The organism is Pseudomonas sp. 9AZ (assembly GCF_902506525.1).
Taxonomy (GTDB): Bacteria; Pseudomonadota; Gammaproteobacteria; order Pseudomonadales; family Pseudomonadaceae; genus Aquipseudomonas; species Aquipseudomonas peli.
Window position 1 is genome coordinate 4,030,683 of record NZ_LR733840.1, and the last position, 25,923, is coordinate 4,056,605.

Here is a 25,923-nt window from a genome sequence, read left to right on the forward strand (position 1 = left end):
TATCCATGCGCAGTAGCGCGGCGGTCGTTATTCAGCGGGCAGGTATTCTACAACTTCCAGGTCGAAACCGGATATCGCGTTGAACTTCATCGGCGAGCTGAGCAAGCGCATCTTACGCACGCCAAGGTCACGCAGAATCTGTGAGCCGGCACCCACCGTACTGTAGGTCGCCGGGCTGGCTGACTTGCTTTCCGCCCCCTGGCTGCGCTCCAGTTGAGCCAGCAGCTCCGGACCATTGATCGGATTACCCAGCAACAGCACCACACCGCTGCCGGACTTGGCCACTTCGGCCATGGCCGCACGCAAGCTCCACCGTCCAGCCTGCTTGACCATCAGCAAGTCACGCAGCGGATCGGCGTTGTGCACGCGCACCAGGGTCGGGGTCTCGGCGCAGATGGCGCCCAGGGTCAGGGCCATGTGCACGCTGTCATCCAGGTCATCGCGGTAGCTGACCAGGTTGAACTGGCCCAGCTCGCTGTCGATCGTCTGTTCGCTGACACGCTGCACAGTGCGCTCGTGGATCAGCCGGTAGTGGATCAGGTCAGCGATGGTGCCAATCTTCAGGCCGTGCTGCTCAGCAAACACTTCCAGCTCCGGGCGACGAGCCATGGTGCCGTCGTCGTTCATGATCTCGCAGATCACTCCGCTCGGCTCGAACCCGGCCATGCGCGCCAGGTCACAGGCCGCTTCAGTGTGCCCGGCACGAGCCAGCACGCCACCAGGCTGAGCCATCAAGGGAAAGATGTGGCCAGGGCTGACGATATCGTCGGCGGTCACATTCCGCGCCACCGCAGCCTGCACAGTTCGCGCACGGTCAGCGGCGGAAATACCGGTCGTCACGCCTTCGGCGGCCTCAATCGACACCGTGAATTTGGTGCCGAAACCAGAGCCGTTGCGCGGCGCCATCAGCGGCAGCTTAAGCAGCTCACAGCGCTCACGGGTCATGGGCATGCAGATCAGGCCGCGAGCGAAGCGGGCCATGAAGTTGATGTGCTCGGCGGTGACGCATTCCGAGGCAATGATGATGTCGCCTTCGTTCTCACGATCCTCGTCATCCATCAGGATGACCATCTTGCCGGCGCGGATGTCTTCGATCAGTTCTGCTGCAGTATTCAAGGCCATGCGGGCGATCTCACTTATTCAGGTAGCCGTGTTCGGCAAGAAAACTGGCGGTCAGGCCCGAGGCGGCAGGTTCAGCGGCTTTGTCACCGAGCAACAGGCGCTCCAGGTAACGCGCGAGCAGATCCACTTCGAGGTTGACCTGACGGCCAGGGCGGTAGTCGAGCATGATGGTTTCGGCCAGGGTGTGCGGCACGATGGTCAGCTCAAATTCGGCGCCGTTGACCGCATTGACGGTCAGGCTCGTGCCGTCGACGGTGATCGAGCCTTTGTGGGCAATGTACTTGGCCAGTTCGCGTGGTGCACGAATGGTGAATTGCCACGCCCGGGCATTCTCCGCCATCGAGACGATCTCACCAACACCGTCAATATGCCCACTGACCAAGTGACCACCCAAGCGGCTGGTGGGTGTCAGGGCCTTTTCCAGGTTGACCTTACTACCGGCCTTGAAGTCGATAAACGCGGTACGAGCCAAGGTTTCGCGGCTGACATCAGCCCAAAAACCATCGCCGGGCAACTCAACTGCAGTCAGGCACACGCCGTTGACCGCAATGCTGTCGCCCAGCTTGACGTCTGCAAGGTCAAGCTTGCCGGTTTCCACATACACCCGCACATCGCCACCCTTAGGTGTCAGGGCACGGATACTGCCAATAGCTTCGATTATGCCGGTAAACATGCCACCCCCTGTATCGCAGCCACAGCAAAGCACTGGCGCACAACGCCAGTAGCCTGAGGCTTGGAATAAAAATCAGACATCTAGACCAACTCCTGTTTTATAAAAAACAGGGCGTGATTGATCGATAGGGATTTCGAGGCACGCCTGAACGCGCCTTCTTGAGGCAATCCCGCTCTCTCTTTATCCGGACTTTAACCGTCGGCCCCGGAATCACACCGGGTCTGCTGACCTTGCCAAGCGGTTTACGCCACCGGGCAAGCGCTCGCGGGCTAGGCTGTGCAGCCATTACCGCCGGTGGGGAATTACACCCCGCCCTGAGAACGTTACGGCCGCTTGCGCAGCCGAGACGCGTTTTACCACATATTGCACGCGCCCTGCACCGGCAAACGACCGCCTGAATGGCGGGCCATTGCGGATAACGGCTGGTTAAACAACCGGCTGTGGCACCGCGATAATCCGCCAATCATCACCGACTGCGCGCATCTCAACAATTTTCAACGCTGGCGCATCGGCCATTCGCGCCAACGGCAGGTCAAGCAGCGGCCGCGCGCTGGACCCCAGCAGCTTGGGCGCGACAAACAGCTGGTACTCATCCACCAGGCCCAGACGGGCAAACGCCCCGGCCAACCGCGGCCCGGCTTCCACCAGTACTTCGTTGGCACCACGATTGGCCAGCTCGACCAGCAGACGACGCAGGTCAACATGCCCGTTACTGCCGGGCACAGCCAATAGTTCGTGTCCATCGTCCAGATAGCGATCACGCGCCGAAGCCGCTGCGCACGTCGCCACGAGCGCAGCGCCAGCCTGAAAGAACGGCACGCTGAGCGGTACCCGCAGGCGTCCATCAACCAGCACCCGCAGGGGTGGTCGCGCCTGCGCCAGCGCACTCAGTTCTGCCCCAAGGCCCAGCTCGTCAGGGCGTACCGTCAGCCGGGCATCATCGGCCAGCACCGTGTCGGCGCCGGTCAACACCACGCTGGCGCGCGCGCGCAGCCGCTGAACCGCCGCTCGGGCGGCGGGCCCGGTGATCCACTGGCTTTCGCCACTGGCCATGGCGGTGCGCCCGTCCAGACTCATGGCCAGCTTGACCCGCACAAACGGCAAGCCCTTCTCCATCCGTTTGATAAAGCCGGCATTCAGCGCCCGCGCCTCGGCTTCCAGCACGCCGCTCTGCACCGCGATACCGGCATGCATCAAGCGCAGCAGGCCATCACCACCGACTTGTGGATTGGGATCCTGCATAGCCGCCACCACACGGGCAACGCCGGCATTGATCAAGGCATCGGCACACGGCGGTGTGCGCCCATGGTGGCTGCAGGGTTCCAGCGTGACGTAGGCCGTTGCGCCACGAGCCTTGTCGCCTGCCTGACGCAGCGCGTGCACTTCCGCATGCGGTTCACCGGCTCGGGCATGCCAGCCTTCGCCGACGATACGCCCGCCACGCACGATCACGCAGCCCACGCGCGGATTAGGGTGAGTGGAGTACAAGCCTTTACGGGCCAGTTCCAGCGCGCGCGCCATACAGGCGTGATCTGAAGTCATCATCAACCTTTGATGGGTTCGCGGGACAGTCGGTCGATTTCCTCGCGGAATTCGTTGAGGTCCTGAAAGCGCTTGTACACCGAGGCAAAGCGGATATAGGCCACTTCGTCGAGCTTCTGCAGCTCGCCCATCACCAGCTCACCGAGCACCAGCGACTTGATCTCGCGTTCGCCAGTGGCGCGCAGCTTGTGCTTGATGTGGGCAATTGCGGCTTCGAGGCGCTCGATACTCACCGGGCGCTTCTCCAGCGCACGCTGCATGCCGGCACGCAGCTTGTCTTCATCGAAAGGCTGGCGGCTGCCGTCCTGCTTGATCAGGCGCGGCATCACCAGCTCAGCGGTTTCAAAGGTGGTGAAACGCTCTTCACAGGCCAGGCATTCACGCCGACGACGCACCTGCTCGCCCTCGGCAACCAGGCGCGAGTCGATCACTTTGGTGTCATTGGCACCGCAGAAGGGACAGTGCATAAATAAGGCCAGCCTTAGAACGAAGGTAGCCATGGTAGCGCATCCCGCAGGCAAGACAAGCCGAGGGGTTTGCGGTATACAGGCGCCCATGTAAACCAGCGCAGTTGAGACCTTCCATGAAAGCCCCCACGCCGTTACAACCGCTGATTCTCGTAAGCCTGATCGCTTTGCTGACGGCCTGTGCCAGCGACAGCCCGCCACCCGCAAAACCCACCGTGCAGACGCCGACGCCTACACCGGCCGAAGCCAAGCCTCTGCCTGCTTATCAACGCGAGCTGAGCGGCAGTCTGTTGAATGTGCCCAATGAAGCGGATGTCGAGCTGGCCCTGCTGGCAGTCGATCAACGCGGCCGGCCGCAAACGCTGCTGGGCAATATCCAACTGCGCGGTACCGGCAACCCGCTGGCGTTTCGCTTGCCGTTCAACCCGGAAACCTTCAATAAACACAGCCGTATCGAGCTGCATGGCCGCGCCAATCAGGCTGGCCAGCTGATTCTGCGCCTGCCCGAGCAACCGATTGCCCGCGGCGAAACCCAGAACCTCGGGGCGTTGCGCCTGGTACCTGCGCCATGACAGCACCGGCCGCCCTGCAGGCTGCGCTCAGCGAACTGCTGGGTGACGCCCAGCTCAGCGCGCAAACCCTGCCCGGCACGGAGATCAAGCTGTGGCTGATCGACCCGGCGAACATGGACCGCTGCTTCAGCCCGGAAGAAACCCGCCTGATCCTTGAAGAACCGCCCTACTGGTGCTTCTGCTGGGCCAGCGGACTGGTCCTGGCGCGCTGGCTGGCCGAGCACCCTGAGTGGGTGCGCGGCAAGCGCGTGCTGGATTTCGGTGCGGGCTCAGGTGTGGCGGCGGTTGCTGCAGCCAAAGCCGGCGCGCTGGAAGTAGTGGCCTGTGACCTTGACCCATTAGCGCTTGCATCCTGTCAGGCGAATGCCGCACTCAACAATGTGCAGCTGAGCTACTCCGCAGACTTCTTTGCCGAGGCTGACCGCTTCGACCTGATTATCGTCGCCGACGTGCTCTACGACCGTGCCAACCTGCCGCTGCTCGACCAGTTCCTCAGTCGCGGGCGTGAGGCGCTGGTGGCAGATTCACGCGTGCGCGACTTTCAGCACCCGCTATACCAGCGCCTCGGCATACTCGAAGCCTGCACCTGGCCGGACCTGGCGGAGCCGGCTGAGTTTCGTCATGTCAGCCTGTACCACACCGAACGCAGCTAGCAGCCCTTGTATCCGCCAGCCCTAGCCCGCATTTATAGTCCATCCCATTTTTCGCATCGCCGAGACCGATCATGAGCACGTCCCCTTACATCGTTGATATCGCAGGCAGCGCCAGCTTCGAACAGCTGGTGATCGAGAACTCCTTCCAGAAGCCGGTGCTGGTGGATTTCTGGGCGGAATGGTGCGCGCCCTGCAAGGCACTGATGCCGCTGCTGGCGAAGATCACCGAGGAATATAACGGCGAGTTGCTGCTGGCCAAGGTCAACTGCGATATCGAGCAGGACATCGTTGCCCGCTTCGGCATCCGCAGCCTACCGACCGTGGTGCTGTTCAAGAATGGCCAGCCGGTGGATGGCTTTGCGGGCGCGCAACCAGAGTCGGCGATTCGCGAAATGCTCAAGCCTCATGTGGCCGAGCCGGCACCAGCCGCCGCTGACCCAATGGAAGCCGCGCAGGCACTATTCAGCGAAGGCCGCTTTGCCGATGCCGAAGCGCTGCTCAAAGTGCTGCTGACGGAAAACAATGAACACGCGGCCGCGCTGATTCTCTATGCACGCTGCCTGGCTGAGCGCGGCGAGCTGGGTGAGGCTGAAGCCGTGCTGGGCGCGGTAAAAGGCGATGAACACAAACAGGCGCTGGCCGGTGCCCGCGCGCAGCTGACTTTCCTGCGCCAGGCCAGTGAGCTGCCAGATGTGGCCAGCCTGAAAACCCGTTTAGCGCAACATGCCGACGACGATGAAGCCAGCTACCAGTTGGCGATTCAACAACTGGCGCGCCAGCACTACGAATCAGCGCTGGACGCCCTGCTGACGCTGTTTATTCGCAACCGCAGCTACGCCGACGGCCTGCCGCACAAGACCCTATTGCAGGTCTTCGACCTGCTGGGCAATGACCATCCTCTGGTCACCGCTTACCGGCGCAAGCTGTACCAAGCAATTTACTAATTTCTACCCGCGTCGATGGGTAACCCCATCGACGTGAACTAGCCCACCCAGTGGTAAATCGGCGCATCGACGCCGGTTTCAACGCGCGCCTGTGCGCAATGGCGCAGCCGCACCAGCAGGCGTTTGCCCGCTGCCTCACCACCCGCCAGCCCAGCCAATTGCCCGAGCAGCTGCGGCCCGTCGATCTGCCCCGCCTGGCGCAGCAACTCCAGCGTGGTTTGCCACAGCGCATCATTGGCCACAGGCGCGACAGCGGCTGCGGGGGCTGCAGGCGTTTCAAGGCTTACGTGCTGAGCCAGCTGCGCCCAGTCCTGCGCATCCAGCTCAACCGTTAGGTCCACCGGCCAGGCACCGATCTGCCCACGAATTCGCACCATCACTCTGCCCTCAGCTAATCAGCCGCCATGCTCCCACGTCCACTGCAGGCCGCCAAGCAAGGCTGGTCATAGACGCTAAAAAATTGTTATAACGTAACAAGCATTAACTTCTGATCGGAGATCACCATGCGCCGCCTGCTACTTGCCCTGCCGTTTGCCTTACTGCCCCTGGCCGCCCTCGCGGCCGAACACAGCCATGAACATGACCACGCGCATGATCACGCCGAGCACGGCAGCCTGGACGCTCACGAGCACGGCGCCGCGCAACTCAACGTGGTACTCGACGGCAAGGTGCTGGAGCTGCAACTGGAAAGCCCGGCGATGAACCTGGTGGGCTTCGAGCATGCTGCCAAGAGCGACGCTGACAAAGCCAAGGTTGCCGCCGCACGCAGCCAGCTGGAACAACCGCAGCCGCTGTTCGGCCTGAACGCGGGCGATTGCCAGATCAGCAAGCAGGAGCTGGAAAGCCCGCTGTTTGCTGAGCATAAGCACGAAGAACACCACGACCATGACAGCGAGCACAGTGATATCCACGCGCACTACACACTCGACTGCCAGAAGCCTGAAGAATTGAAACAACTTAACCTCGGCGAACTGTTCAAGCGCTTCCCCGCCACCGAGAAAATTCAGGTACAACTGATCGGCCCGAATGGCCAGCAGGGCCTGGAGCTGACGCCCGCGCAGCCGACCCTGAGTTTCTAACCACCTTTTTGCAGCAGAACGGCCGGGGTAACCCGGCCGCTTACTTTATGAGTTCAGCCCTGATCCACCTGTCCAACCTCGGCTTTGCCTGGCCCGGCCAGCCCGAGTTGCTGGACATCGACGCGTTCACCCTGCAACGCGGCGAAAGCCTGTTTCTCAAAGGCCCCAGCGGCAGCGGCAAGACCACCCTGCTCGGCCTGCTCGGCGGTGTACAGAAGCCCAACCGTGGCAGCATCCAGCTACTCGACCAGGACCTGAGCACGCTGTCCGCCAGCGCCCGCGACCGCTTCCGGGTCGATCACACCGGCTACATCTTCCAGCAGTTCAACCTGCTGCCGTTTCTCTCGGTGCGCGAGAACGTCGAGTTGCCGTGTCATTTTTCCAAACTGCGCGCCAGCCGTGCTGTGCAGCGCCATGGCAGCGTGGCCAAGGCCACCAACGCCCTGCTCGCCCACCTGGGTTTGCACCAGCCGGAATTGCTGCAACGCCGCGCCGGTGACCTATCGATTGGCCAGCAGCAGCGTGTGGCGGCTGCGCGTGCGCTGATCGGTCAGCCAGAGCTGGTGATCGCCGACGAACCCACCTCGGCGCTGGATGCCGATGCCCGCGAAGCCTTTCTCGAACTGCTGTTCGCCGAATGCCGCGAGGCCGGCTCCAGCCTGCTGTTTGTCAGCCACGACCAGAGCCTGGCGCGCTTATTCGACCGCAGCCTGTCGTTGGCCGAGCTGAACAAAGCCACCCGTCTGGCGGAGATTTAACGATGTATCTACTGCGTCTCGCCCTGGCCAGCCTGGGCAACCGCCGCTTTACTGCGTGGCTGACGGTGTTCGCCATCGCGCTGTCTGTGTGCTTGTTGCTCGCGGTCGAGCGGGTGCGCACCGAAGCCCGCGCCAGCTTTGCCAATACCATCAGCGGCACCGACCTGATCGTCGGCGCGCGCTCGGGCAGCGTGAACCTGCTGCTGTATTCGGTATTCCGCATCGGCAACGCCACCAACAATATTCGCTGGGACAGCTTCGAGCAGTTAGCCCAGCACCGTCAGGTCAAATGGGCCATCCCGATCTCACTCGGCGATTCGCACCGTGGCTACCGGGTGATGGGCACCAGCCCGGCGTATTTCGAACACTACCGTTATGCCCGCAGCCAACCGCTGCAGCTGAGCAGTGGTCGTACCTTTGCCGATGACCCGTTCGAAGTGGTGCTCGGCGCGGAAGTCGCGCAAGCGCTCAACTACCAGCTCGATCAGGAGCTGGTACTGGCCCATGGCGTGGCCACCATCAGCTTGGTCAAGCATGACGACAAACCGTTCAAGGTGGTCGGCATCCTCAAACGCACCGGCACACCGGTGGACCGCACCCTGCATATTTCCCTGGCCGGTATGGAGGCCCTGCATGTCGACTGGCAAAACGGCATGCCCGCACGCGGCGCGGCCAAGGTCAGTGCTGAGCAGGCGCGGGCGATGGACCTGCAACCCAAGCAGATCACCGCCGCCATGCTCGGCCTGAACAGCAAGATCGCCACCTTCAGCTTGCAACGCGAGATCAACGAATTTCGCGGCGAGCCGCTGCTGGCAATCCTCCCCGGAGTCGCGCTGCAGGAGCTGTGGAGCCTGATGGGCACCGCCGAGAAGGCGCTGTTCGTGGTTTCACTGTTCGTGGTGCTGACCGGGCTGATCGGCATGCTTACGGCGATTCTAACCAGCCTTAACGAGCGCCGCCGCGAGATGGCGATTCTGCGCTCGGTCGGCGCGCGGCCCTGGCATATCGCCAGCCTGCTGATCGTCGAAGCCTTTGCCCTGGCCCTGGCCGGCGTGCTGCTCGGTTTGCTGTTGCTGTACCTGGGCATCGCCGGAGCGCAGGGTTATGTGCAGGCGAATTACGGCCTGTACCTGCCACTGAATCTGCCAACCCGCTATGAGTGGACGCTGCTCGGCGCTATTCTGAGCGCCGCCCTGTTGATGGGATGTGTACCGGCCTGGCGCGCGTACCGCCAATCCCTGGCCGATGGCTTATCGATCCGTTTATGAGGCTCTTGCATGCACCGCTCCCTGCTCGCCACCCTGCTGCTCACCCTGGCCATGCCCCTGGCGGCTGCCGAGGTGCGCGAGCTGACCTGGTCGGAAATGGTCCCAGCCGATGCGCCGCCGCAAGTCGTTGAGCCGGCACCGATTCATGACCTCTCGCAGCTGGCCGACGCACTCGCCGGCTCACAGAATGAAGCAGGCCCGGCGTCCATGCAGCAATCGCCCGCAGCGCCGGTGGTGCAGGCGCTGGATGGCCAATCGGTAAAACTGCCGGGATATATCGTACCGCTGGATGTCACCGATGAAGGCCGGGTGACCGAGTTCCTCTTGGTGCCGTACTTCGGTGCGTGCATCCACGTGCCGCCACCGCCGTCGAACCAAATCGTACATGTCACCAGCGAGCTGGGTGTGCTGCTCGATGCGTTGTATCAGCCGTTCTGGATCGAGGGCCCACTTAAGGTCGAGCAGACCAGCAGCGAGCTGGCCGAAGCCGGTTATCAGATGGAGGCGGAAAAGATCTACGCCTATGAGCTGCCGGACAGCTGAGACACTACGCGGCGACCAGCCAGAAAAAAGCCAGACTTCGAGTCTGGCTTTTTTATTGGACGTAACCAGCCGGCAGTCGATCAGCCGGCGCTGGCGATCCGCTTGTCACGCTGATAACTCAGCTCGCTTTCCGCCCACTGGCGCCAGGCGCGCACTTTGCTGCGTTCGGCGCCGGCTCGTTCGGCCTTTGCCAGGGCGTCGAGCCCGGCCTGCCAGCGCGCCTGCTCCAGCTCCAGCTGGGCCAGGTGCAGCCAGTGCTTGGCACTGCCCGAGCGCTGCGCCAGCTCGCGGAATACCTGCGCCGATTTGCTGCGCTCACGCGCCTGCCACCAGAGCAGCCCCAGCCGCTCCTCGCGGGCACTGGTGCGCGGCAACAGGCCTTGGTCGAGCATCCCGGCAAGCAGCTTGGCGCCCTGCCAGGGTTGATCGGCAGCGCCCGCCAGCAGCACCAGGTTGTCCAGTTCACTTTCATTGAAGCGCAGGCCCTTCTGATACGCCGCGCGCAAGGTAGCCAGCGATTTGTCGTGACTGCCGCTCAGCTGCTGCAAGGCTGCCAGCTGACGCCAGCCCTGGGCGTTATTCGGCTGGCGCGCGAGCAACTGGCGCTGCCAGCGCTCAGCGGCAGCGTACTTCTTCAGATCAGCGTTCATTGCGACGAGAAACTGCAACCAGCTGTCGGCAGCCTGCGGATTAGCCTGCACATAACGCTCGGCCAACGGCAGCGCCTTGGCCGGCTGACCGAGGCCCTGGTAGGCCTGCACCAGCATCTGCAGCACCTCTTCATTGGCGTTAGTCTGCCCCGGGGCCAGCAGGGTCACCACCTGGGCGTAGCGGCGCTCGACCAGGTTTAGACGGGCCAGGTTCAGCTCTTCAGCGGCCTGCAGCTCGGCGTCCAGCTTGCCGCTCTTCAGTACCTTTTCCAGCAGCTCGATGGCCTGAGCATTCTGCCCTTCGGCCCAGGCCAGATAACCGCGGCTGCGCCACAGCAACGCTTCTTCCAGGCTACCCGGCGTGCCCTTGGCAGCATCCAGAGCGCGGCGCGCGGCCGCGTAGTCCCCCTTCTTCTGTGCGGTCTGCGCCGTATCCAGCGCGCGAAACACGCCCGGATCAACACTCTGCCCAGCCGCCTGCGCAGCACCAGCGCCGTACAGCGCGATCAGCAGCAGTAGACGATACATATCAGCGAGCTCCTTCCAGGCGGAAGTACAGGGTTTTCACCGCTTCACGGGCCACCGCCAGACCGCCTTCGGTGCGCGGCGCAAACCTCCAGCGCACGGCGGCGCGGCGGGCTTCGCGCTCAAACACGTTCTGCGGGCTGGCTTCGATGACGCGCACGTTTTCTACCGCACCTGCGCGGTTGATGGTGAACGCCAGCTTCACATGCCCTTCAATGCCTCGCTGCAGAGCGTAGCGCGGGTATTCCGGGCTGACATCGTTGAGCGGCATCACTTCACTTTCCGGGCCGCCCGGCTGACCACCGGCATCGCTCGGGGCCGGCGCGCTTGGCGCCGAGGCACCCGCTGCCAGACCAGTCAAACTCGGCGTCGGCGCGCTGTTGACGGCGATGCCGCTGCTCAGGCTCGGCACCGGCAAGTCCAGGGCCGGTAGGTTGGCGCTTGGGGTAGCAGCCATCGGCGTTGGCGGTGTCGGGGTTTGCGGCGTTTGTGCTTGCGGCGGCTGCGGTGCCTGCTGGCGGGTACGCGTCGCGGTGTCGCTGGAGTCGCCGTCAAGACGGACGAAATTGGCCACCGTCAGCGGTTCCTCACTCGGCTTGCTGCTGGGCGGCGCGACCATGTAAAGCATCAGGCCGAACAGCGCCAGCGCCATCACACAGGCCGCGACAAAGGACAGTGGCAAACGCATCAAAGCGCTCCCGCCGTAGCGGCCAGAGCCACGTCATGTACTCCGGCCAGGCGCGCCTGATCCATCACCTGCACCACCAGGCCGGTACGCGCGTCCTGATCGGCTTGCACCACCACGGCGCCGTCCGGCTGGTCGACGCGCATGCGCTCTACGTGCGCACGCACGCTGCGTACATCGACGACTTTCTTGTCCATCCACACCTGCCCATCGGCGGTGATGGCGATAAGGATATTGCCTTTGTCCTGCGGGCTGGCGGTTTCTGCCTGGGGCCGCTGCACTTCGACGCCGGCTTCCTTGATAAAGGAGCTGGTGACGATAAAGAAGATCAGCATGATGAAAACCACGTCGAGCATCGGCGTCAGGTCGATGCCAGTGTCTTCGTCTTGCTGGTGGTGACGGCGCATTCTCATGTGTCGAATCTCAGTCGTGACGCAGCTGGTCAGCCAGCCGCTCTAGAGCCCGGCGTGCATCGCGTTCGAGGCGCGCCAGGCTGAACAATCCACTAATCGCCAAGACCATGCCGGCCATGGTCGGCAGAGTCGCCTGCCAGACCCCGGCCGCCATGCCGCGCGGGTTACCGGTGCCGTTGATGGCCAGCACGTCGAACACCGCGACCATGCCACTGACCGTGCCAAGCAAGCCCAGCAGCGGGTACATCGCCACCAGGGTCTTGCTCAGGCGCAGCGGGCCGAGCAGGTGCTGTTGCGCCTGGGCCAACCAGGCACTGCGCACTGCGCGCTGCCAGTTACCGGTGTCGTCACTCAGTACCTGCTGCCAGGCCTGACGGCGCTCGCTGACCCACTCCGGAAATACCCGGCGCATGTACCAGAAGCGCTCGAACACCAGGGTCCAGAACACCACGCACAGGCCCGCCAACGCCCACATCACCACGCCACCGGCGCTCATGAAGTCGAGCAGGGCATGGCCGCTGTCCACTAGGCGCAACCATAGCGCCAGCCAATCAGTCACGGCGCGGCGCCCCGGACAGGTGCAGGGCAATCAGCCCAGCGCTTTGCTGCTCCAGCAGCTGAATCAGGCCCTTGCTGCGACTGGCCAGCAGGGTGTGCAGGAACAGCAGCGGAATCGCCACCACCAGGCCCAACACCGTGGTCACCAGCGCTTGCGAGATGCCATCGGCCATCAGTCGCGAATCGCCACCACCGCCCTGGGTAATCGCCTGGAAGGTGACGATCATGCCGGTCACGGTGCCAAGCAGACCGAGCAGCGGCGCCACGGCGCTGAGCAGTTTGAGCAGGCCCTGGCCTTTTTCCAGCGGTGGGGTTTCCTGCAGGATTGCCTCGTCGAGCTTCAGCTCCAGGGTTTCCAGATCAGCCAGCTGCGGTTTGGGACCCAGCACACCGATGATCCGCCCCAGCGGGTTGTCGGCACGCGGTGCGCTCAAGTCATGCATCTGCGCGCTGACGCCACGGCCTACGCGGGTCAGGTAGACCATGCGCCAGATCGCCAGCAGCAGACCGAACGCACCGAGGACCAGAATCACCCAGCCGACCAGGCCGCCCTGCTGCACGCGATCCCACAGACCGGGCTCACGCTGCAACTGCGCCAGCAAGGTGCCGCGGCTTGGATCAACCGGCAGACTGGCGACTGCGGCGCTGCTGTCCAGATAATCCACAACCTGACCCAAACCAGACGGCTGACGCGGCGGCGCCAGCAGCTCGCCGGCATCGGCGTCATAACGCAGGAAGGCATCGGCAGCGTAGGCGGAGAACGCGCCGACCCGCAGCACATCCTGCGGATTACGCGTGCCGTCGGCAGCCACTACCGGCAGTTGCAGCTGTTCAACCCGACCACTGGCGGTGAGGTCTTCGAGCAGCAGCATCCAGTAGCCATCGAGGTCGGCTGCCGAGGGCAGCGTACGGCTTTCGGCTAGCGCCTTGAGACGCGCTAGGCGCTCGGGGTACTGAGCATTGAGCAGGCTGTCCTGCCACTGGCCGGCAACATCACCGGCACTCTGGCGGACCACGCCAAACAACTCGCCGAGGTGGCCGGCACGCTGGCTAAGGAGTTTTTCCTGCTCGGCCAATTCGGCTTCCTGGCGGTCAAACTCAGCCTTCAGTCGTTCGGCTTCGGCCTTCTGTGTGGCCAGGGCGCTGCGCGCAGTGGCCAACAGTTGGGCACGCTCGCCACGCTCGGCAATAAAGGCCTGCTCGCGGCTTTGCATGGCGCTGACTTCAGCCGCGCGCTCGCTACGAATACGTTGCAGCAGTTGATCCGGGCTCAGCGGTTCGGCAGCGCCAGCCAGGGCGGGCAGCAGGGCCAGGGTAAACGCGAGAACACGACGATTCATGGCTTGGCCTCCAGCGCCAGGGTCTTCACGGGCAGGTCAAGCACGGCTGGGGCCTGCTCCTGGCGAGCAATCGCAATGGCTTGGCGCAATGGACGTCGAGCGCTGCCGTCGAGGATCTGCCAGCTGCGGGTTTGCGGGTTCCACCAGCCACTTTCATGGCCATCAAGGGTCTGGAAATACAGCATCACGCGCCCCAGACGGAGGAATTCGACGCTGCGCGACGTGCCTTCACTCGGCAGCTCTCCGCGCCAGGCTTCCAGGGTGCGGCCGTAATCGCTCTCCACCTGATACGCCTCGAGGATGCGTCGGTATTTTTCGGCCAGGCTGACATCCGCACGCGGCAGCAAGTCCTGCAACTGAGCCAGACGATCACTGCGCTCATCCGGCAGGAACGGCAAGTCAGCGGCAATAAACTCACCCAGCACCTCAACCATGCGGCGCATCTGTGGCGTCACCGCCTCCTGAGTGCGCTCGATGCCATCGAGCTGCTGCTGATAGCCAGCAAGCTCTTTGCGTTGCGCCGCTACCAGCTCGCGTAATTGAGCGTTATAACCCTGCAACGCTTCAGCCTGCTGCAATGCGTTACGGTACTCGGTGAGCATCTCCCGGCTGGCGTCGTCGAGCTGCTCGATACGCGCCTGCGAGGCCTTGGCATCGGCAGCCAATTGCTGACTTTCATCCAGCGCGACATCCAGAGGGGTCGCCGCTAAAGGCGCACTGGCCAGAACCAGAGCGACTGCCAACAGGCGCTTCGGCAGAGGGATCATGAAATATTCCTTGAACTGAGTGGCGCAATAAAGAGAACTATTATCAACTGCATCCCGCCTTTTGAGCAACCAGCAGCAATACTTATTCGCTTGGACACGCAAGAAAAGAAATAATATAACATATTATTTGCGACACACTCGCAAACGAAACCCTACATAATTAGATAGCCAGCTACTTTTATTGAGCTGGATCAACAGTCGTTTTTTTCGCGCCCCTAACATCGTACTCAGCCAATACGAACCGATGCTTTATGGGAGCACACCATGCGTACCTCACTGTTTACCGCTTCACTGCTGGCCCTTGCTATCGCCGCCCCACTGGCGCACGCGCACCAAGCTGGCGACATCATCGTGCGGGCCGGCGCCATCACGGTTGACCCACAGGAAAGCAGCAGTGACATCTGGGTCGGCGCACTCGGCACTGACGTAGCCGGCACCAAAGCGACCCTGGACAGCGACACCCAGCTGGGCCTGAACTTCGCTTATATGCTGACCAACAACATCGGCATCGAGCTGCTGGCGGCCACCCCGTTCAGCCATAACGTCGGCGTAAAAGGCATGCCCGGCGGCTTCGCCGGCTTGAACGGCAATCTCGGTGAACTGAAGCACCTGCCGCCGACCCTGAGCGTGGTGTATTACCCACTGGATTCCAGTTCGGCATTCCAGCCCTATGTAGGCGCAGGCATCAACTACACGTGGTTCTTCGACACCAAACTGAGCAGCGAAGCAGAAGGTAAGGGCTTCAGCGGCCTGGACATGAAAGATTCCTGGGGCCTGGCCGCGCAGGTGGGCATGGACTACATGCTGACTGACAACATCATGCTCAACGCCCAAGTGCGTTATATCGACATCGAAACCACTGGCACCACCAACTTTGGCGGCAGCAAGGTTAAAGTCGATGTAGACGTAGACCCGTTCGTTTACATGGTCGGCCTGGGCTATAAGTTCTAAGCCATCAGCCATAAAAAACCGGCCATCAAGGCCGGTTTTTTATGGAAAAGTGCATTCATCCTTGAGCCAGCAAACGCCGCAGGCCTTCACCGATAGGCGTGGCTGCGGGCAGCTGGTACTGCGCCTGCAAGCGCCGGTTATCCGCACGCGAGTGGCGAATATCACCCGCGCGCGGCGCCTGATACTGCACATCAGGCAAACCACCACACAGCCCACCGATCTGCGCCAGCAGCTGATTCAGACTGACCGCCTGATTCCAGCCAACGTTCACCGCCCCCTCCACCGCCTGCGACGCAGTCAGCGCTTGAGTCAGCAGCACAACCAGGTCCTCGACATAGAAAAAGTCGCGGGTCTGCTCACCATCGCCGAATACGCTGATCGGCAAGCCCTGCTGGACGCGCTGGGTGAAGATGCTGATCACCCCGGAGTACGGCGAAGACGGATCCTGACGCGGCCCGAAGATATTAAAGAAACGAAAAATCGCTGGTTCGAGGCCATGCTGGCGACGATAGAAATCCAAGTAATGCTCACTGGCCAGCTTGTCAGCGGCATAAGGCGTCAGCGGAGCCTTCGCCGTGGCTTCATCAATAGCCTGGCCTTCACCATTGTTGCCATACACCGCTGCACTGGAAGCAAACAGCACACGCTTGACGCCATGCAGGCGCATCGCCTCACAGACATTCAGCGTGCCGACAAAATTGCTCTGGTGCGTCGCCACCGGATCATCCACTGAGGCCTGCACCGAGGCCACTGCAGCCAGGTGCGCCACTGCCTCACATCCGGCCACCGCCTGCGCGACCACTGCAGCATCGGCCACATCGCCCTCGATAAACTGCAACTGCGGATTATCCAACGGCAGATTGGTCAGCTTGCCCATCGACAGGTTGTCCAGCACCCGGACGCTGTAGCCCCGAGCCAGCAACGCATCGACCAGGTGCGAACCGATAAAGCCAGCACCACCAGTAACCAAAACAGAACGTGAGTCAGACATGGCGATAATAACGATCCAGTAGGCTCGGCAGCCCCGAGCGCCAGGCTCGCGGTTTGATGCCGAAGGTGTGAAGGATTTTCTTGCAGGACAGCACCGCATGTTGCGGCTCTTCGGCGGCATCCGGCCGCGCGCTGTGCGCCTGCGGCCCCACGTCCTCAACCAGATTGCTGCGGAAGTGGCGCGCCTCACTGAGCACCGCCTGGCCCAGCGCCAGCGAGGTGGTCGCCTCATGCCCACCGTAGTGGTATGTGCCCCACAGCGGTGTCTGGCAATCCAGCTGCTTGAGCACCGCGAGAATCACCCGGGCTGCGTCATCGATTGGCGTCGGATTACCGCGTCGATCATCGGCCAGTAGCAAAGGTTCATCATGCGCAGCACGGGTCAGAAAGCGCCCGAGCAGGCCATTGGCACTGTCATCCAGCAGCCAGCCAAAGCGCAATAGCACATGCCGCGGACAGGTGGCACGCACGCGCTGCTCGAAGCGCCACAGCGCCTGGCCACGGATACCCAGCGGTGCCGGCTCTTCCCGCTCGCTGTAGGCAGTCGCCCGCGAGCCATCGAAGACGCGATAACTGGAAGGTTGCAGCAGACGGATCTGATGATGCTGACAGAGCTCGGCCAGACGCTCAACGGAACGCTCCTGGGCAGCAAACTGCGCCTCGCTGACCACTTCCGCCTGGAACCAGTCGAAGTAGTAAGCAAGGTTGATCAGGGCATCGGGGCGGGTGTCATCCAGCAACTGAGTGAGGCTGGCGGGGTCCCAGCCTGACTCCGGCGGTTTGGGGGCGAGAAAGCCAATGTCTTCCTCGGCGCCAAGGCGAATCAACGCCTGCCCCAGCGCATTACCGCCACCTAGCAGCATCAGCCGCATACGCATGATCGGCGTTAACTCAGCAGATCAGAACGGGATGTCGTCATCGAAACTGTCAAAATCCGCTGCGGGCTGAGGTGCCTGCTGTGGCGCTGGGCGCGGGGCCGACTGCTGCTCGCGCTGCGGTGCAGGGCGCTGCTGACGTGGAGCCGAGTCACCACCACCGGCGTTATCCGGACGGCCGCCCAGCAGCTGCATGGTGCCCTGCATGTCGACAATGATTTCAGTGGTGTAGCGCTTAACGCCGTCTTTTTCCCACTCGCGGGTCTGCAACTTGCCTTCGATGTACACCTGCGAACCTTTGCGCAGGTATTCACCGGCGATCTCGGCAACTTTGCCGAACAGCGACACACGGTGCCATTCGGTTTTTTCGACTTTCTGACCGGTCTGCTTATCGGTCCACTGCTCGCTGGTTGCCAGGCTCAGGTTGGTGACCGCGTTGCCGCTCGGCAGGTAGCGGGTTTCCGGGTCCTGTCCGCAGGTACCGACCAGAATGACTTTGTTAACCCCACGGGCCATAACGTTCTCCTAGGCTTTCAGCACGCCACCGGCGCCGGCTCTATGAGGCGCTCAAGGGACGTGCGGTCCAATTGTTGGGTATCCACTTTGATATAGATGGCCGCTTCGTCGCGCACCACTACGGCATCCGCCACTCCGGGCACAGCCTGTAAACGCTCGACCAACCCCGCCTCTTGCAAAGCCGCAGCTGAAAGCGGCAGACGCAGGCTGGTGACATACGGCGGTTCGCGCATAGTAACAGCAAAGGCCAGCCAAAAAAGAGCCAGCAGGGCACAGCCCGCAAACACACCCGACAGGCTGTAGTGCTGATACAACCAGCCACCCAAGATGCCGCCGAGGGCCGCGCCGAGGAACTGACTGGTGGAATACACCCCCATTGCAGTGCCTTTGCCGCCCGCAGGGGCCACTTTGCTAATCAGCGACGGCAACGAAGCTTCCAGCAGGTTGAACGCGGTGAAGAACACCACCGTGCCGAGCACAAGGGCGCGTAGATTGGTACCAAACCACCAGAAGAACAGTTCACATAGCAGCAGCACCGTCACAGCACCAAGCAGCACATGCTTCATCCGGCGTTTCTTCTCACCGTAAATAATGAATGGCACCATGCCGAAGAAACCCACCAGCAGCGCGGTCAGGTAGACCCACCAGTGCTCTTCCTTGGCCAGGCCGCCCTGCTCTACCAGCGCCAACGGCAAGGCGATAAAGCTGGCCATTAGAATCGCGTGCAGCACCAGAATGCCGAAATCCAAACGCAACAAGTCGGCGTGCTTGAGCGTAGGCAGCAACGCCTGCGTGCTTACACCCGACTCACGGTGCTGCAACGGCCCTGCGGAACGCGGCACCAGCCCGGCGACAATCAGAATACCGAGCAGCGCCATGGCGGCGGTGGCGAGAAACAGTCCGGACAGCCCGAACGCACGCGTCAGCAGCGGGCCGACCACCATGGCCACGGCAAATGACAAGCCGATGCTCATACCGATCATCGCCATGGCTTTGGTGCGGTGCTGTTCACGGGTCAGGTCGGAGAGCAGCGCCATCACCGCAGCAGAAATCGCCCCAGCACCCTGCAGAATTCGCCCGGCAATCACCCCGTAAATCGAGTCGGCATTGGCCGCTAACAGGCTGCCGGCGGCGAAAATCAGCAGGCCAACATAGATCACCGGCCGCCGACCGATGCGGTCACTGAGCATGCCAAAGGGGATTTGCAGAAAAGCCTGGGTAAGGCCGTAGGCGCCTATCGCCAGGCCGATCAGTGCCGGTGTGCTGCCCTGCAACTCCATGCCATAGGTCGCCAGCACTGGGAGCACCATAAACATGCCGAGCATACGGAACGCGAACACCAACGCCAGGCCACCGGCCGCGCGGGTTTCACTGCCGCTCATGCGCTCGCTGTGCGGATCATGCATGGAAAACGCCCTATCCAAATAGGCGGCGATTCTAGCAGCACTGAATGAGTGCGGCACAGCAGTGACGCTTTGCCGCGCCCGCCTTCAGGCCCGTATACTCGGTGGTTTTCCGCCCGCCATGCGAGGCCGTTGTTTGTGGACAAGATTCTGATTCGGGGTGCGCGCACCCACAACCTGAAAAACATCGACCTGACCCTGCCGCGCGACAAGCTGATCGTGATCACCGGCCTGTCCGGCTCTGGTAAGTCGTCCCTGGCCTTCGACACCCTCTACGCCGAGGGTCAGCGTCGCTATGTCGAGTCCCTGTCGGCCTATGCCCGGCAGTTTCTGTCGATGATGGAAAAGCCCGATGTCGACACCATCGAAGGGCTGTCGCCTGCCATCTCCATCGAGCAGAAATCCACCTCGCACAACCCGCGCTCGACCGTCGGCACCATCACCGAAATCTACGACTACCTGCGCCTGCTCTACGCCCGCGCCGGTATTCCACGCTGCCCGGACCATGATCTGCCACTGGAAGCGCAAACCGTCAGCCAGATGGTCGACCAGGTGCTGGCCCTGCCCGAAGGCAGCAAGCTGATGCTGCTGGCCCCGGTGATCCGCGAACGCAAAGGCGAGCACCTGGCGGTGTTCGACGAATTGCGCGCCCAGGGCTTCGTGCGTGTACGCGTTAACGGCAAGATTTACGAGCTGGACGAACTTCCCAAACTCGACAAACAGAAGAAGCACAGCATTGATGCCGTGGTCGACCGCTTCAAGGCGCGCAGCGATCTGCAGCAACGCCTGGCCGAATCCTTTGAGACGGCGCTCAAGCTGGCCGACGGCCTGGCCCTGATCACCCCCATGGAAGGTGAAAGCGGCGAGGAGATCATCTTCTCCGCGCGCTTCGCCTGCCCGGTTTGCGGCCACTCGATCAGTGAGTTGGAACCCAAGCTGTTCTCTTTCAACAACCCCGCTGGCGCCTGCCCTACCTGCGATGGTTTGGGTGTTAAACAGTTCTTCGACACCAAACGCCTGGTCAATGGCGAACTGACCCTGGCCGAGGGCGCGATCCGCGGATGGGACAGACGCAACGTCTATTACTTCCAGATGCTCGGCTCCCTCGCCGCACATTACGGCTTCAGCCTGGAAGTGCCCTTCGACGAGCTCAATGCCGAACACCAGAAGTGCATAATGTTCGGCAGTGGCACACAAAACGTTGACTTCAAGTACCTCAACGACCGCGGCGATATCGTCAAACGCTCACATCCGTTTGAGGGCATCGTGCCGAATCTTGAGCGGCGCTACCGGGAAACCGAATCCACCAGCGTACGCGAGGAACTGGCCAAGTTCCTTAGCACCCAGGCCTGCCAGGATTGCCGCGGCACGCGCCTGCGCCGTGAAGCGCGGCACGTGTGGGTAGGGGAAAAGACCTTGCCGGCAGTTACCGCCATGCCGATCGGCGATGCCACCGACTACTTCGCCACCCTGGCACTGACCGGGCGACGCGGCGAGATTGCCGAAAAGATCCTCAAGGAAATCCGTGAGCGCCTGCAGTTCCTGGTCAACGTCGGCCTCGATTACCTGACCCTCGACCGCAGCGCCGATACCCTATCGGGCGGCGAGGCGCAGCGTATTCGCCTGGCCAGCCAGATCGGTGCCGGCCTGGTTGGGGTGATGTACATCCTCGACGAGCCAAGCATCGGCCTGCATCAACGCGACAACGAGCGCCTGCTCGGCACCCTGCGCCACCTGCGCGACATCGGTAATACGGTGATCGTGGTCGAGCACGACGAAGACGCCATCCGCATGGCCGACTACGTGGTCGACATCGGCCCCGGTGCAGGCGTGCACGGCGGGCAAATCGTTGCCCAGGGCACCGCGGCCGAAGTCATGGCGCACCCGGACTCGCTGACCGGCAAATACCTGTCTGGCCGGGTCAAGATCGCCGTGCCCGCCAAGCGCCACCCGCGCGACAAGAAACTCGCCCTAAAAATCAAAGGCGCCCGCGGCAACAACCTGCGCAATGTAGACCTGGAGATCCCGCTCGGCCTGCTGACCTGCGTCACCGGCGTGTCCGGCTCGGGCAAATCGACGCTGATCAACAATACCCTGTTCCCCCTCAGTGCCACCGCCCTGAATGGCGCCACGACTCTGGAAGCGGCGGCCCACGACAGCATCGACGGCCTGCAGCACCTGGACAAGGTGGTCGACATCGACCAGAGCCCGATTGGCCGCACACCGCGCTCGAATCCTGCGACCTACACCGGCCTGTTCACCCCGATTCGCGAGCTGTTCGCCGGCGTGCCGGAATCACGCTCGCGCGGCTACGGCCCGGGGCGCTTCAGCTTCAACGTCAAGGGCGGGCGCTGCGAAGCCTGCCAGGGCGATGGTCTGATCAAGGTCGAAATGCACTTCCTCCCGGACATCTACGTGCCGTGCGACGTGTGCAAGAGCAAACGCTACAACCGCGAAACTCTGGAAGTGAAGTACAAGGGCAAGAGCATTCATGAGGTGCTGGAGATGACCATCGAGGAAGCGCGGGCGTTCTTCGATGCCGTACCGGCCCTGGCGCGCAAGCTACAGACACTGATGGATGTTGGCCTGTCGTACATCAAGCTTGGGCAGAGCGCGACGACGCTGTCCGGCGGCGAGGCGCAGCGGGTCAAGCTAAGCCGTGAGCTGAGCAAGCGCGACACCGGCAAGACCCTGTACATCCTTGATGAGCCGACCACTGGCCTGCACTTTGCCGATATCCAACAACTGCTTGACGTGCTGCACCGCCTGCGCGACCACGGCAATACCGTGGTGGTGATTGAGCACAACCTGGACGTGATCAAGACCGCCGACTGGCTGGTAGATCTCGGCCCGGAGGGTGGCTCAAAAGGCGGCCAGATCATCGCCGTCGGCACGCCCGAAGAAGTCGCTGAGATGCCGCAGTCGCACACTGGCTACTTCCTCAAACCGCTGCTGGAGCGTGATCGCGACTAAGCCCGCGCACACAAAAAGCCCCGCACATGCGGGGCTTTTTATTGGCTGCAGAAATTTTACATCTGCGCCTGCAGGTAATTCTCCAGGCCAACTCGGTCGATCAACCCTAGCTGAACCTCCAGCCAATAGGCGTGATCCTCTTCGGTATCTTTGAGCTGAACCAAAAGAATATCGCGGGTTTGGTAATCCTGATGCTGCTCGCACAGGGCGATGCCTTTGCTCAGCGCCGCACGCACATGGTACTCAAGGGCGAGGTCCAGCTTGAGCATCTCCGGAACGCTCTGCCCGAAGCGGAAGCTGTCCGGAACCATGTCCGGCGTGCCCTCGAGAAACAGAATGCGTTTGAGGATGGCATCGGCGTGCTGAGTCTCCTCTTCCATTTCATGGTTGATCCGCTCATACAACTTGCTGAACCCCCAATCCTCATAGAGGCGCGAATGCACGAAGTACTGATCCCGGGCCGCCAGCTCACCCTTGAGCAGCATCTTCAGGTAATCGATAACTTCAATATGGCCTTTCATGGATATTTTCCTTAGGACGCCACAAACATAGGCTAATGCTGGCCGCCGAACGCTAACGGGTCAAGCACAGCGCATGCGACCCAGATGAACATGCTACTGCGGGGCATTTTCCAGCCATAAAAAAACCGGGCCAAGGCCCGGTTTTTCGAACAACCTACGACTTACTCAGCGTCTACAGCTGCACCAGCGACCGGACGGTCAACCAGTTCAACATAAGCCATTGGAGCATTGTCGCCAGTGCGGAAACCGCACTTGAGGATACGCAGGTAACCGCCCTGACGGGTGGCGTAGCGCTTGCCCAGGTCGTTGAACAGCTTGCCGACGATGGCTTTCGAACGAGTACGATCGAAAGCCAGACGACGATTGGCAACGCTGTCTTCTTTAGCCAGAGTAATCAGCGGCTCGGCAACGCGACGCAGCTCTTTGGCTTTCGGCAGAGTAGTTTTGATCAGCTCATGCTCGAACAGCGATACCGCCATGTTCTGGAACATGGCCTTGCGGTGTGCGCTGGTGCGGCTGAGGTGACGGCCACTTTTACGATGACGCATGGTTCAATTCCTTACCAAACTCACGTTCGGTGATGATGACGATCAGGCAGTCGCCTTATCGTCTTTCTTCAGACTTGCCGGCGGCCAATTGTCGAGGCGCATACCGAGGGACAGACCGCGAGAAGCCAGAACATCCTTGATTTCAGTCAAGGATTTCTTGCCCAGGTTCGGCGTTTTCAACAGTTCTACTTCGGTGCGCTGAATCAGATCGCCGATGTAGTAAATGTTCTCTGCTTTGAGGCAGTTAGCCGAACGTACAGTCAGTTCCAGGTCATCAACCGGACGGAGGAGGATCGGATCGATCTCATCTTCCTGCTCGATAACAACAGGCTCACTGTCACCTTTGAGGTCGACGAACGCAGCCAACTGCTGTTGCAGAATGGTTGCAGCGCGGCGGATAGCCTCTTCAGGGTCCAGAGTACCGTTGGTCTCCAGGTCAATAACCAGTTTGTCCAGGTTAGTACGCTGCTCAACACGAGCGTTTTCCACCACGTACGACACACGGCGTACCGGGCTGAACGAAGCATCCAGCTGCAAGCGACCAATGCTGCGGCTTTCATCTTCATCGCTCTGACGAGCATCAGCCGGCTCATAGCCGCGACCACGAGCTATGGTGAGCTTCATGTTCAGCGCGCCAGTGGAAGCCAGGTTGGCGATTACGTGGTCGCCATTGACGATTTCGACATCGTGATCCAGCTGAATATCGGCAGCGGTAACTACGCCCGAGCCCTTCTTCGCCAGAGTCAACGTCACTTCGTCACGACCGTGCAGTTTGACAGCCAGACCTTTCAGGTTGAGCAGGATTTCAATGACGTCTTCCTGAACACCTTCGATGGCGCTGTACTCATGGAGTACACCGTCAATCTCGGCCTCGACTACTGCACAGCCAGGCATGGAGGACAACAGGATGCGACGCAGCGCGTTGCCCAGCGTATGGCCAAAACCACGCTCGAGAGGCTCGAGAGTGATCTTGGCGCGGGTCGAACTGACCACCTGCACATCAATGTGACGGGGGGTCAGGAACTCATTTACCGAAATCTGCATGGATGCACCTATTTTCTAGCCCTTACTTGGAGTAGAGCTCGACAATCAGGCTTTCGTTGATGTCAGCGGAGAGATCACTGCGCGCCGGGACGTTTTTGAACACGCCAGACTTCTTCTCAGTGTCTACTTCTACCCATTCAACGCGGCCACGCTGGGCACACAGCTCAAGAGCTTGAACAATGCGCAGCTGATTCTTCGATTTCTCGCGAACTGCAACAACGTCACCAGCTTTAACCTGGTAGGACGGTACGTTGACAGTTTTACCGTTTACGCTGATCGCCTTGTGCGATACCAGCTGACGGGATTCAGCGCGAGTTGCGCCGTAGCCCATGCGGTAAACCACGTTATCCAGGCGGCACTCGAGCAGTTGCAGCAGGTTCTCACCAGTAGCGCCTTTCTTGCCGGCAGCTTCTTTGTAATAACCGCTGAATTGACGCTCAAGCACACCGTAGATACGACGAACTTTTTGCTTCTCACGCAGCTGGGTGCCGTAGTCGGACTGACGGCCACGGCGCTGACCGTGAATACCTGGGGCTGCTTCGATGTTGCACTTCGATTCCAGAGCGCGTACACCGCTTTTCAGGAAAAGATCTGTGCCTTCACGACGAGACAGTTTGCATTTGGGACCAATGTAACGAGCCATTTCTCACTGTCTCCTGATTACACGCGACGCTTCTTCGAAGGACGGCACCCGTTATGCGGGATTGGCGTCACATCGGTGATGCTGGCGATCTTATAGCCGCAGCCGTTCAAAGCACGGACAGCGGACTCACGACCCGGACCTGGGCCCTTGACGTTAACGTCGAGGTTCTTCAGACCGTATTCCAGCGCAGCTTGACCAGCACGCTCAGCAGCCACCTGGGCAGCGAACGGGGTGCTTTTACGCGAACCGCGGAAACCCGAACCACCAGAGGTAGCCCAAGACAGAGCGTTGCCCTGACGGTCAGTAATGGTCACGATTGTGTTGTTGAAAGAAGCGTGGATGTGGGCGATGCCATCAACCACCGTCTTTTTGACTTTCTTACGAGTACGAGCAGCAGGTTTTGCCATGACTAGATTCCTGTCGATGCGCGAATGCGATTACTTGCGGATCGGCTTACGCGGGCCCTTACGGGTACGCGCGTTGGTCTTGGTACGCTGACCGCGAGCCGGCAGACCACGACGATGACGCAGGCCGCGGTAGCAACCCAGGTCCATCAAGCGCTTGATTTTCATGTTCACTTCACGACGCAGGTCGCCTTCGGTATTCACCTTGGCTACTTCGCCACGCAGCTGCTCGATCTGCTCGTCAGAGAGATCTTTGATCTTTGCAGCCGGATTAACGCCGGCGGCAGCACAGACTTTCTGTGCAGTAGTACGACCAACACCATAGATGTAGGTCAACGAGATAACAGTGTGCTTGTTATCCGGAATGTTAACGCCTGCAATACGGGCCATTCAGTGGAACTCCAATTGACAGCTACCTACGCCCCGGAAGCCAAGAAATAGGGCGCGAGATATTAGCGCTGTAGAAACAAATAATCAACCCGGCAGCGCACTAGCT

General features: G+C 61.4%; 30 protein-coding genes and 1 riboswitch. Of the genes, 9 read left to right on the forward strand and 21 right to left on the reverse strand.

Annotated elements, in window-relative coordinates; genetic code table 11:
• Positions 1-27 precede the first annotated feature (27 nt).
• The 4 genes from ribBA to nrdR all read right to left on the reverse strand — a co-directional run bounded on the left by ribBA (position 28) and on the right by nrdR (position 3,804).
• On the reverse strand, positions 28-1,122 hold the full coding sequence (gene ribBA / locus ALTER154_RS18640) for a bifunctional 3,4-dihydroxy-2-butanone-4-phosphate synthase/GTP cyclohydrolase II (RefSeq protein ID WP_160089320.1): 1,095 nt from the start codon (positions 1,120-1,122) through the stop codon (positions 28-30).
• A gap of 10 nt (positions 1,123-1,132) precedes the next feature.
• Positions 1,133-1,795 (reverse strand): riboflavin synthase, encoded by a 663-nt coding sequence (locus tag ALTER154_RS18645; RefSeq protein WP_090255733.1) that lies wholly within the window; start codon positions 1,793-1,795, stop codon positions 1,133-1,135.
• A 167-nt stretch (positions 1,796-1,962) separates the two neighbouring features.
• A riboswitch (FMN riboswitch) is annotated at positions 1,963-2,121 on the reverse strand.
• Positions 2,122-2,221: 100 nt separating this feature from the next.
• Positions 2,222-3,340: a bifunctional diaminohydroxyphosphoribosylaminopyrimidine deaminase/5-amino-6-(5-phosphoribosylamino)uracil reductase RibD gene (gene ribD, locus ALTER154_RS18650; protein ID WP_160089322.1), complete on the reverse strand. Its 1,119-nt coding sequence runs from the start codon at positions 3,338-3,340 to the stop codon at positions 2,222-2,224.
• Positions 3,340-3,804, reverse strand: coding sequence for a transcriptional regulator NrdR (gene nrdR / locus ALTER154_RS18655; RefSeq protein WP_090255738.1), 465 nt, complete (start codon positions 3,802-3,804; stop codon positions 3,340-3,342). Before nrdR ends, ribD begins: the two co-directional genes overlap by 1 nt.
• Positions 3,805-3,920: 116 nt before the next feature.
• Between nrdR and ALTER154_RS18660 the strand changes: the two genes are divergently transcribed.
• The 3 genes from ALTER154_RS18660 to trxA all read left to right on the forward strand — a co-directional run bounded on the left by ALTER154_RS18660 (position 3,921) and on the right by trxA (position 5,973).
• The gene (locus ALTER154_RS18660; protein ID WP_160089324.1) at positions 3,921-4,376 is read left to right on the forward strand and encodes a YbaY family lipoprotein; all 456 of its coding nucleotides are present in this window, start codon (positions 3,921-3,923) and stop codon (positions 4,374-4,376) included.
• Positions 4,373-5,029, forward strand: coding sequence for a methyltransferase (locus ALTER154_RS18665; protein ID WP_160089326.1), 657 nt, complete (start codon positions 4,373-4,375; stop codon positions 5,027-5,029). The genes ALTER154_RS18660 and ALTER154_RS18665 overlap by 4 nt, the downstream gene beginning before the upstream one ends.
• Positions 5,030-5,100: 71 nt before the next feature.
• Positions 5,101-5,973 carry a thioredoxin gene (gene trxA / locus ALTER154_RS18670; protein WP_160089328.1) on the forward strand — a complete coding sequence of 291 codons (873 nt, stop codon included), beginning with the start codon at positions 5,101-5,103 and terminating at the stop codon, positions 5,971-5,973.
• A 38-nt stretch (positions 5,974-6,011) separates the two neighbouring features.
• On the opposite strand, the gene ALTER154_RS18675 is transcribed toward trxA, so the two are convergent.
• Positions 6,012-6,350, reverse strand: coding sequence for a hypothetical protein (locus ALTER154_RS18675; RefSeq protein ID WP_160089330.1), 339 nt, complete (start codon positions 6,348-6,350; stop codon positions 6,012-6,014).
• A 126-nt stretch (positions 6,351-6,476) separates the two neighbouring features.
• Here ALTER154_RS18675 and ALTER154_RS18680 point away from each other — a divergent pair, with 126 nt between their 5' ends.
• The 4 genes from ALTER154_RS18680 to ALTER154_RS18695 are packed head-to-tail and all read left to right on the forward strand — an operon-like array spanning position 6,477 to position 9,621.
• Positions 6,477-7,052 carry a DUF2796 domain-containing protein gene (locus ALTER154_RS18680; protein ID WP_160089332.1) on the forward strand — a complete coding sequence of 192 codons (576 nt, stop codon included), beginning with the start codon at positions 6,477-6,479 and terminating at the stop codon, positions 7,050-7,052.
• Positions 7,053-7,099: 47 nt separating this feature from the next.
• Positions 7,100-7,810: an ABC transporter ATP-binding protein gene (locus tag ALTER154_RS18685; protein ID WP_160089334.1), complete on the forward strand. Its 711-nt coding sequence runs from the start codon at positions 7,100-7,102 to the stop codon at positions 7,808-7,810.
• Positions 7,811-7,812: 2 nt separating this feature from the next.
• Complete coding sequence (locus tag ALTER154_RS18690) at positions 7,813-9,078, forward strand: ABC transporter permease (protein WP_160089336.1); 1,266 nt, start codon at positions 7,813-7,815, stop codon at positions 9,076-9,078.
• Positions 9,079-9,087: 9 nt separating this feature from the next.
• A complete protein-coding gene (locus tag ALTER154_RS18695) occupies positions 9,088-9,621 on the forward strand; it encodes a DUF3299 domain-containing protein (protein ID WP_160089338.1) in 534 nt (177 codons plus the stop codon).
• Positions 9,622-9,701: 80 nt separating this feature from the next.
• Here ALTER154_RS18695 and ALTER154_RS18700 read toward each other — a convergent pair whose 3' ends face one another.
• Genes ALTER154_RS18700 through ALTER154_RS18725 form a run of 6 tightly spaced genes read right to left on the reverse strand, consistent with a single transcriptional unit; the run spans position 9,702 to position 14,559 of the window.
• Entirely contained in the window at positions 9,702-10,799 is a 1,098-nt protein-coding gene (locus ALTER154_RS18700) for a hypothetical protein (protein ID WP_160089340.1), read from the reverse strand.
• 1 nt (position 10,800) lies between these two features.
• On the reverse strand, positions 10,801-11,484 hold the full coding sequence (locus ALTER154_RS18705) for an energy transducer TonB (RefSeq protein WP_160089342.1): 684 nt from the start codon (positions 11,482-11,484) through the stop codon (positions 10,801-10,803).
• On the reverse strand, positions 11,484-11,894 hold the full coding sequence (locus ALTER154_RS18710; RefSeq protein ID WP_090255761.1) for a biopolymer transporter ExbD: 411 nt from the start codon (positions 11,892-11,894) through the stop codon (positions 11,484-11,486). Before ALTER154_RS18710 ends, ALTER154_RS18705 begins: the two co-directional genes overlap by 1 nt.
• A gap of 10 nt (positions 11,895-11,904) precedes the next feature.
• Entirely contained in the window at positions 11,905-12,453 is a 549-nt protein-coding gene (locus tag ALTER154_RS18715) for a MotA/TolQ/ExbB proton channel family protein (protein ID WP_090377279.1), read from the reverse strand.
• Positions 12,446-13,792, reverse strand: a complete 1,347-nt coding sequence (locus ALTER154_RS18720) for a MotA/TolQ/ExbB proton channel family protein (protein WP_160089344.1) — start codon at positions 13,790-13,792, stop codon at positions 12,446-12,448. Before ALTER154_RS18720 ends, ALTER154_RS18715 begins: the two co-directional genes overlap by 8 nt.
• A complete protein-coding gene (locus ALTER154_RS18725; RefSeq protein WP_160089346.1) occupies positions 13,789-14,559 on the reverse strand; it encodes a DUF3450 domain-containing protein in 771 nt (256 codons plus the stop codon). The genes ALTER154_RS18720 and ALTER154_RS18725 overlap by 4 nt, the downstream gene beginning before the upstream one ends.
• Positions 14,560-14,823: 264 nt before the next feature.
• Here ALTER154_RS18725 and ALTER154_RS18730 point away from each other — a divergent pair, with 264 nt between their 5' ends.
• Positions 14,824-15,510, forward strand: coding sequence for an OmpW family protein (locus ALTER154_RS18730; protein WP_160089348.1), 687 nt, complete (start codon positions 14,824-14,826; stop codon positions 15,508-15,510).
• 55 nt (positions 15,511-15,565) lie between these two features.
• Here ALTER154_RS18730 and ALTER154_RS18735 read toward each other — a convergent pair whose 3' ends face one another.
• Genes ALTER154_RS18735 through ALTER154_RS18750 form a run of 4 tightly spaced genes read right to left on the reverse strand, consistent with a single transcriptional unit; the run spans position 15,566 to position 19,297 of the window.
• Complete coding sequence (locus ALTER154_RS18735; protein ID WP_160089350.1) at positions 15,566-16,501, reverse strand: NAD-dependent epimerase/dehydratase family protein; 936 nt, start codon at positions 16,499-16,501, stop codon at positions 15,566-15,568.
• Complete coding sequence (locus ALTER154_RS18740) at positions 16,494-17,378, reverse strand: sugar nucleotide-binding protein (protein ID WP_160089352.1); 885 nt, start codon at positions 17,376-17,378, stop codon at positions 16,494-16,496. Before ALTER154_RS18740 ends, ALTER154_RS18735 begins: the two co-directional genes overlap by 8 nt.
• Positions 17,379-17,399: 21 nt before the next feature.
• On the reverse strand, positions 17,400-17,891 hold the full coding sequence (locus tag ALTER154_RS18745) for a single-stranded DNA-binding protein (RefSeq protein ID WP_160089354.1): 492 nt from the start codon (positions 17,889-17,891) through the stop codon (positions 17,400-17,402).
• Between the two features lie 17 nt (positions 17,892-17,908).
• Positions 17,909-19,297, reverse strand: coding sequence for an MFS transporter (locus ALTER154_RS18750; RefSeq protein WP_160089356.1), 1,389 nt, complete (start codon positions 19,295-19,297; stop codon positions 17,909-17,911).
• 135 nt (positions 19,298-19,432) lie between these two features.
• On the opposite strand from ALTER154_RS18750, the gene uvrA reads away from it, so the two are divergent.
• Positions 19,433-22,267 carry an excinuclease ABC subunit UvrA gene (gene uvrA, locus ALTER154_RS18755; RefSeq protein WP_160089358.1) on the forward strand — a complete coding sequence of 945 codons (2,835 nt, stop codon included), beginning with the start codon at positions 19,433-19,435 and terminating at the stop codon, positions 22,265-22,267.
• A gap of 56 nt (positions 22,268-22,323) precedes the next feature.
• Here uvrA and bfr read toward each other — a convergent pair whose 3' ends face one another.
• The 6 genes from bfr to rpsM form a co-directional block, all read right to left on the reverse strand.
• Positions 22,324-22,788: a bacterioferritin gene (bfr, locus tag ALTER154_RS18760; protein WP_160089360.1), complete on the reverse strand. Its 465-nt coding sequence runs from the start codon at positions 22,786-22,788 to the stop codon at positions 22,324-22,326.
• A 161-nt stretch (positions 22,789-22,949) separates the two neighbouring features.
• Positions 22,950-23,336 (reverse strand): 50S ribosomal protein L17, encoded by a 387-nt coding sequence (rplQ, locus tag ALTER154_RS18765; RefSeq protein WP_069519894.1) that lies wholly within the window; start codon positions 23,334-23,336, stop codon positions 22,950-22,952.
• A 42-nt stretch (positions 23,337-23,378) separates the two neighbouring features.
• Positions 23,379-24,380 carry a DNA-directed RNA polymerase subunit alpha gene (rpoA, locus tag ALTER154_RS18770; RefSeq protein WP_090255780.1) on the reverse strand — a complete coding sequence of 334 codons (1,002 nt, stop codon included), beginning with the start codon at positions 24,378-24,380 and terminating at the stop codon, positions 23,379-23,381.
• 22 nt (positions 24,381-24,402) lie between these two features.
• On the reverse strand, positions 24,403-25,023 hold the full coding sequence (rpsD, locus tag ALTER154_RS18775; RefSeq protein WP_090255783.1) for a 30S ribosomal protein S4: 621 nt from the start codon (positions 25,021-25,023) through the stop codon (positions 24,403-24,405).
• Between the two features lie 17 nt (positions 25,024-25,040).
• A complete protein-coding gene (gene rpsK / locus ALTER154_RS18780) occupies positions 25,041-25,430 on the reverse strand; it encodes a 30S ribosomal protein S11 (RefSeq protein ID WP_013789773.1) in 390 nt (129 codons plus the stop codon).
• A gap of 30 nt (positions 25,431-25,460) precedes the next feature.
• A complete protein-coding gene (gene rpsM / locus ALTER154_RS18785) occupies positions 25,461-25,817 on the reverse strand; it encodes a 30S ribosomal protein S13 (protein ID WP_090255786.1) in 357 nt (118 codons plus the stop codon).
• Positions 25,818-25,923: the final 106 nt, after the last annotated feature.

Coding starts and splice junctions, on each gene's coding strand:
- ribBA (WP_160089320.1), bottom strand. CDS start 1,122: ATGGCCTTGAATACTGCAGCAGAACTGATCGAAGACATCCGCGCCGGC.
- ALTER154_RS18645 (WP_090255733.1), bottom strand. CDS start 1,795: ATGTTTACCGGCATAATCGAAGCTATTGGCAGTATCCGTGCCCTGACA.
- ribD (WP_160089322.1), bottom strand. CDS start 3,340: ATGATGACTTCAGATCACGCCTGTATGGCGCGCGCGCTGGAACTGGCC.
- nrdR (WP_090255738.1), bottom strand. CDS start 3,804: ATGCACTGTCCCTTCTGCGGTGCCAATGACACCAAAGTGATCGACTCG.
- ALTER154_RS18660 (WP_160089324.1), top strand. CDS start 3,921: ATGAAAGCCCCCACGCCGTTACAACCGCTGATTCTCGTAAGCCTGATC.
- ALTER154_RS18665 (WP_160089326.1), top strand. CDS start 4,373: ATGACAGCACCGGCCGCCCTGCAGGCTGCGCTCAGCGAACTGCTGGGT.
- trxA (WP_160089328.1), top strand. CDS start 5,101: ATGAGCACGTCCCCTTACATCGTTGATATCGCAGGCAGCGCCAGCTTC.
- ALTER154_RS18675 (WP_160089330.1), bottom strand. CDS start 6,350: ATGGTGCGAATTCGTGGGCAGATCGGTGCCTGGCCGGTGGACCTAACG.
- ALTER154_RS18680 (WP_160089332.1), top strand. CDS start 6,477: ATGCGCCGCCTGCTACTTGCCCTGCCGTTTGCCTTACTGCCCCTGGCC.
- ALTER154_RS18685 (WP_160089334.1), top strand. CDS start 7,100: ATGAGTTCAGCCCTGATCCACCTGTCCAACCTCGGCTTTGCCTGGCCC.
- ALTER154_RS18690 (WP_160089336.1), top strand. CDS start 7,813: ATGTATCTACTGCGTCTCGCCCTGGCCAGCCTGGGCAACCGCCGCTTT.
- ALTER154_RS18695 (WP_160089338.1), top strand. CDS start 9,088: ATGCACCGCTCCCTGCTCGCCACCCTGCTGCTCACCCTGGCCATGCCC.
- ALTER154_RS18700 (WP_160089340.1), bottom strand. CDS start 10,799: ATGTATCGTCTACTGCTGCTGATCGCGCTGTACGGCGCTGGTGCTGCG.
- ALTER154_RS18705 (WP_160089342.1), bottom strand. CDS start 11,484: ATGCGTTTGCCACTGTCCTTTGTCGCGGCCTGTGTGATGGCGCTGGCG.
- ALTER154_RS18710 (WP_090255761.1), bottom strand. CDS start 11,894: ATGAGAATGCGCCGTCACCACCAGCAAGACGAAGACACTGGCATCGAC.
- ALTER154_RS18720 (WP_160089344.1), bottom strand. CDS start 13,792: ATGAATCGTCGTGTTCTCGCGTTTACCCTGGCCCTGCTGCCCGCCCTG.
- ALTER154_RS18725 (WP_160089346.1), bottom strand. CDS start 14,559: ATGATCCCTCTGCCGAAGCGCCTGTTGGCAGTCGCTCTGGTTCTGGCC.
- ALTER154_RS18730 (WP_160089348.1), top strand. CDS start 14,824: ATGCGTACCTCACTGTTTACCGCTTCACTGCTGGCCCTTGCTATCGCC.
- ALTER154_RS18735 (WP_160089350.1), bottom strand. CDS start 16,501: ATGTCTGACTCACGTTCTGTTTTGGTTACTGGTGGTGCTGGCTTTATC.
- ALTER154_RS18740 (WP_160089352.1), bottom strand. CDS start 17,378: ATGCGTATGCGGCTGATGCTGCTAGGTGGCGGTAATGCGCTGGGGCAG.
- ALTER154_RS18745 (WP_160089354.1), bottom strand. CDS start 17,891: ATGGCCCGTGGGGTTAACAAAGTCATTCTGGTCGGTACCTGCGGACAG.
- ALTER154_RS18750 (WP_160089356.1), bottom strand. CDS start 19,297: ATGCATGATCCGCACAGCGAGCGCATGAGCGGCAGTGAAACCCGCGCG.
- bfr (WP_160089360.1), bottom strand. CDS start 22,788: ATGAAAGGCCATATTGAAGTTATCGATTACCTGAAGATGCTGCTCAAG.
- rplQ (WP_069519894.1), bottom strand. CDS start 23,336: ATGCGTCATCGTAAAAGTGGCCGTCACCTCAGCCGCACCAGCGCACAC.
- rpoA (WP_090255780.1), bottom strand. CDS start 24,380: ATGCAGATTTCGGTAAATGAGTTCCTGACCCCCCGTCACATTGATGTG.
- rpsD (WP_090255783.1), bottom strand. CDS start 25,023: ATGGCTCGTTACATTGGTCCCAAATGCAAACTGTCTCGTCGTGAAGGC.
- rpsK (WP_013789773.1), bottom strand. CDS start 25,430: ATGGCAAAACCTGCTGCTCGTACTCGTAAGAAAGTCAAAAAGACGGTG.
- rpsM (WP_090255786.1), bottom strand. CDS start 25,817: ATGGCCCGTATTGCAGGCGTTAACATTCCGGATAACAAGCACACTGTT.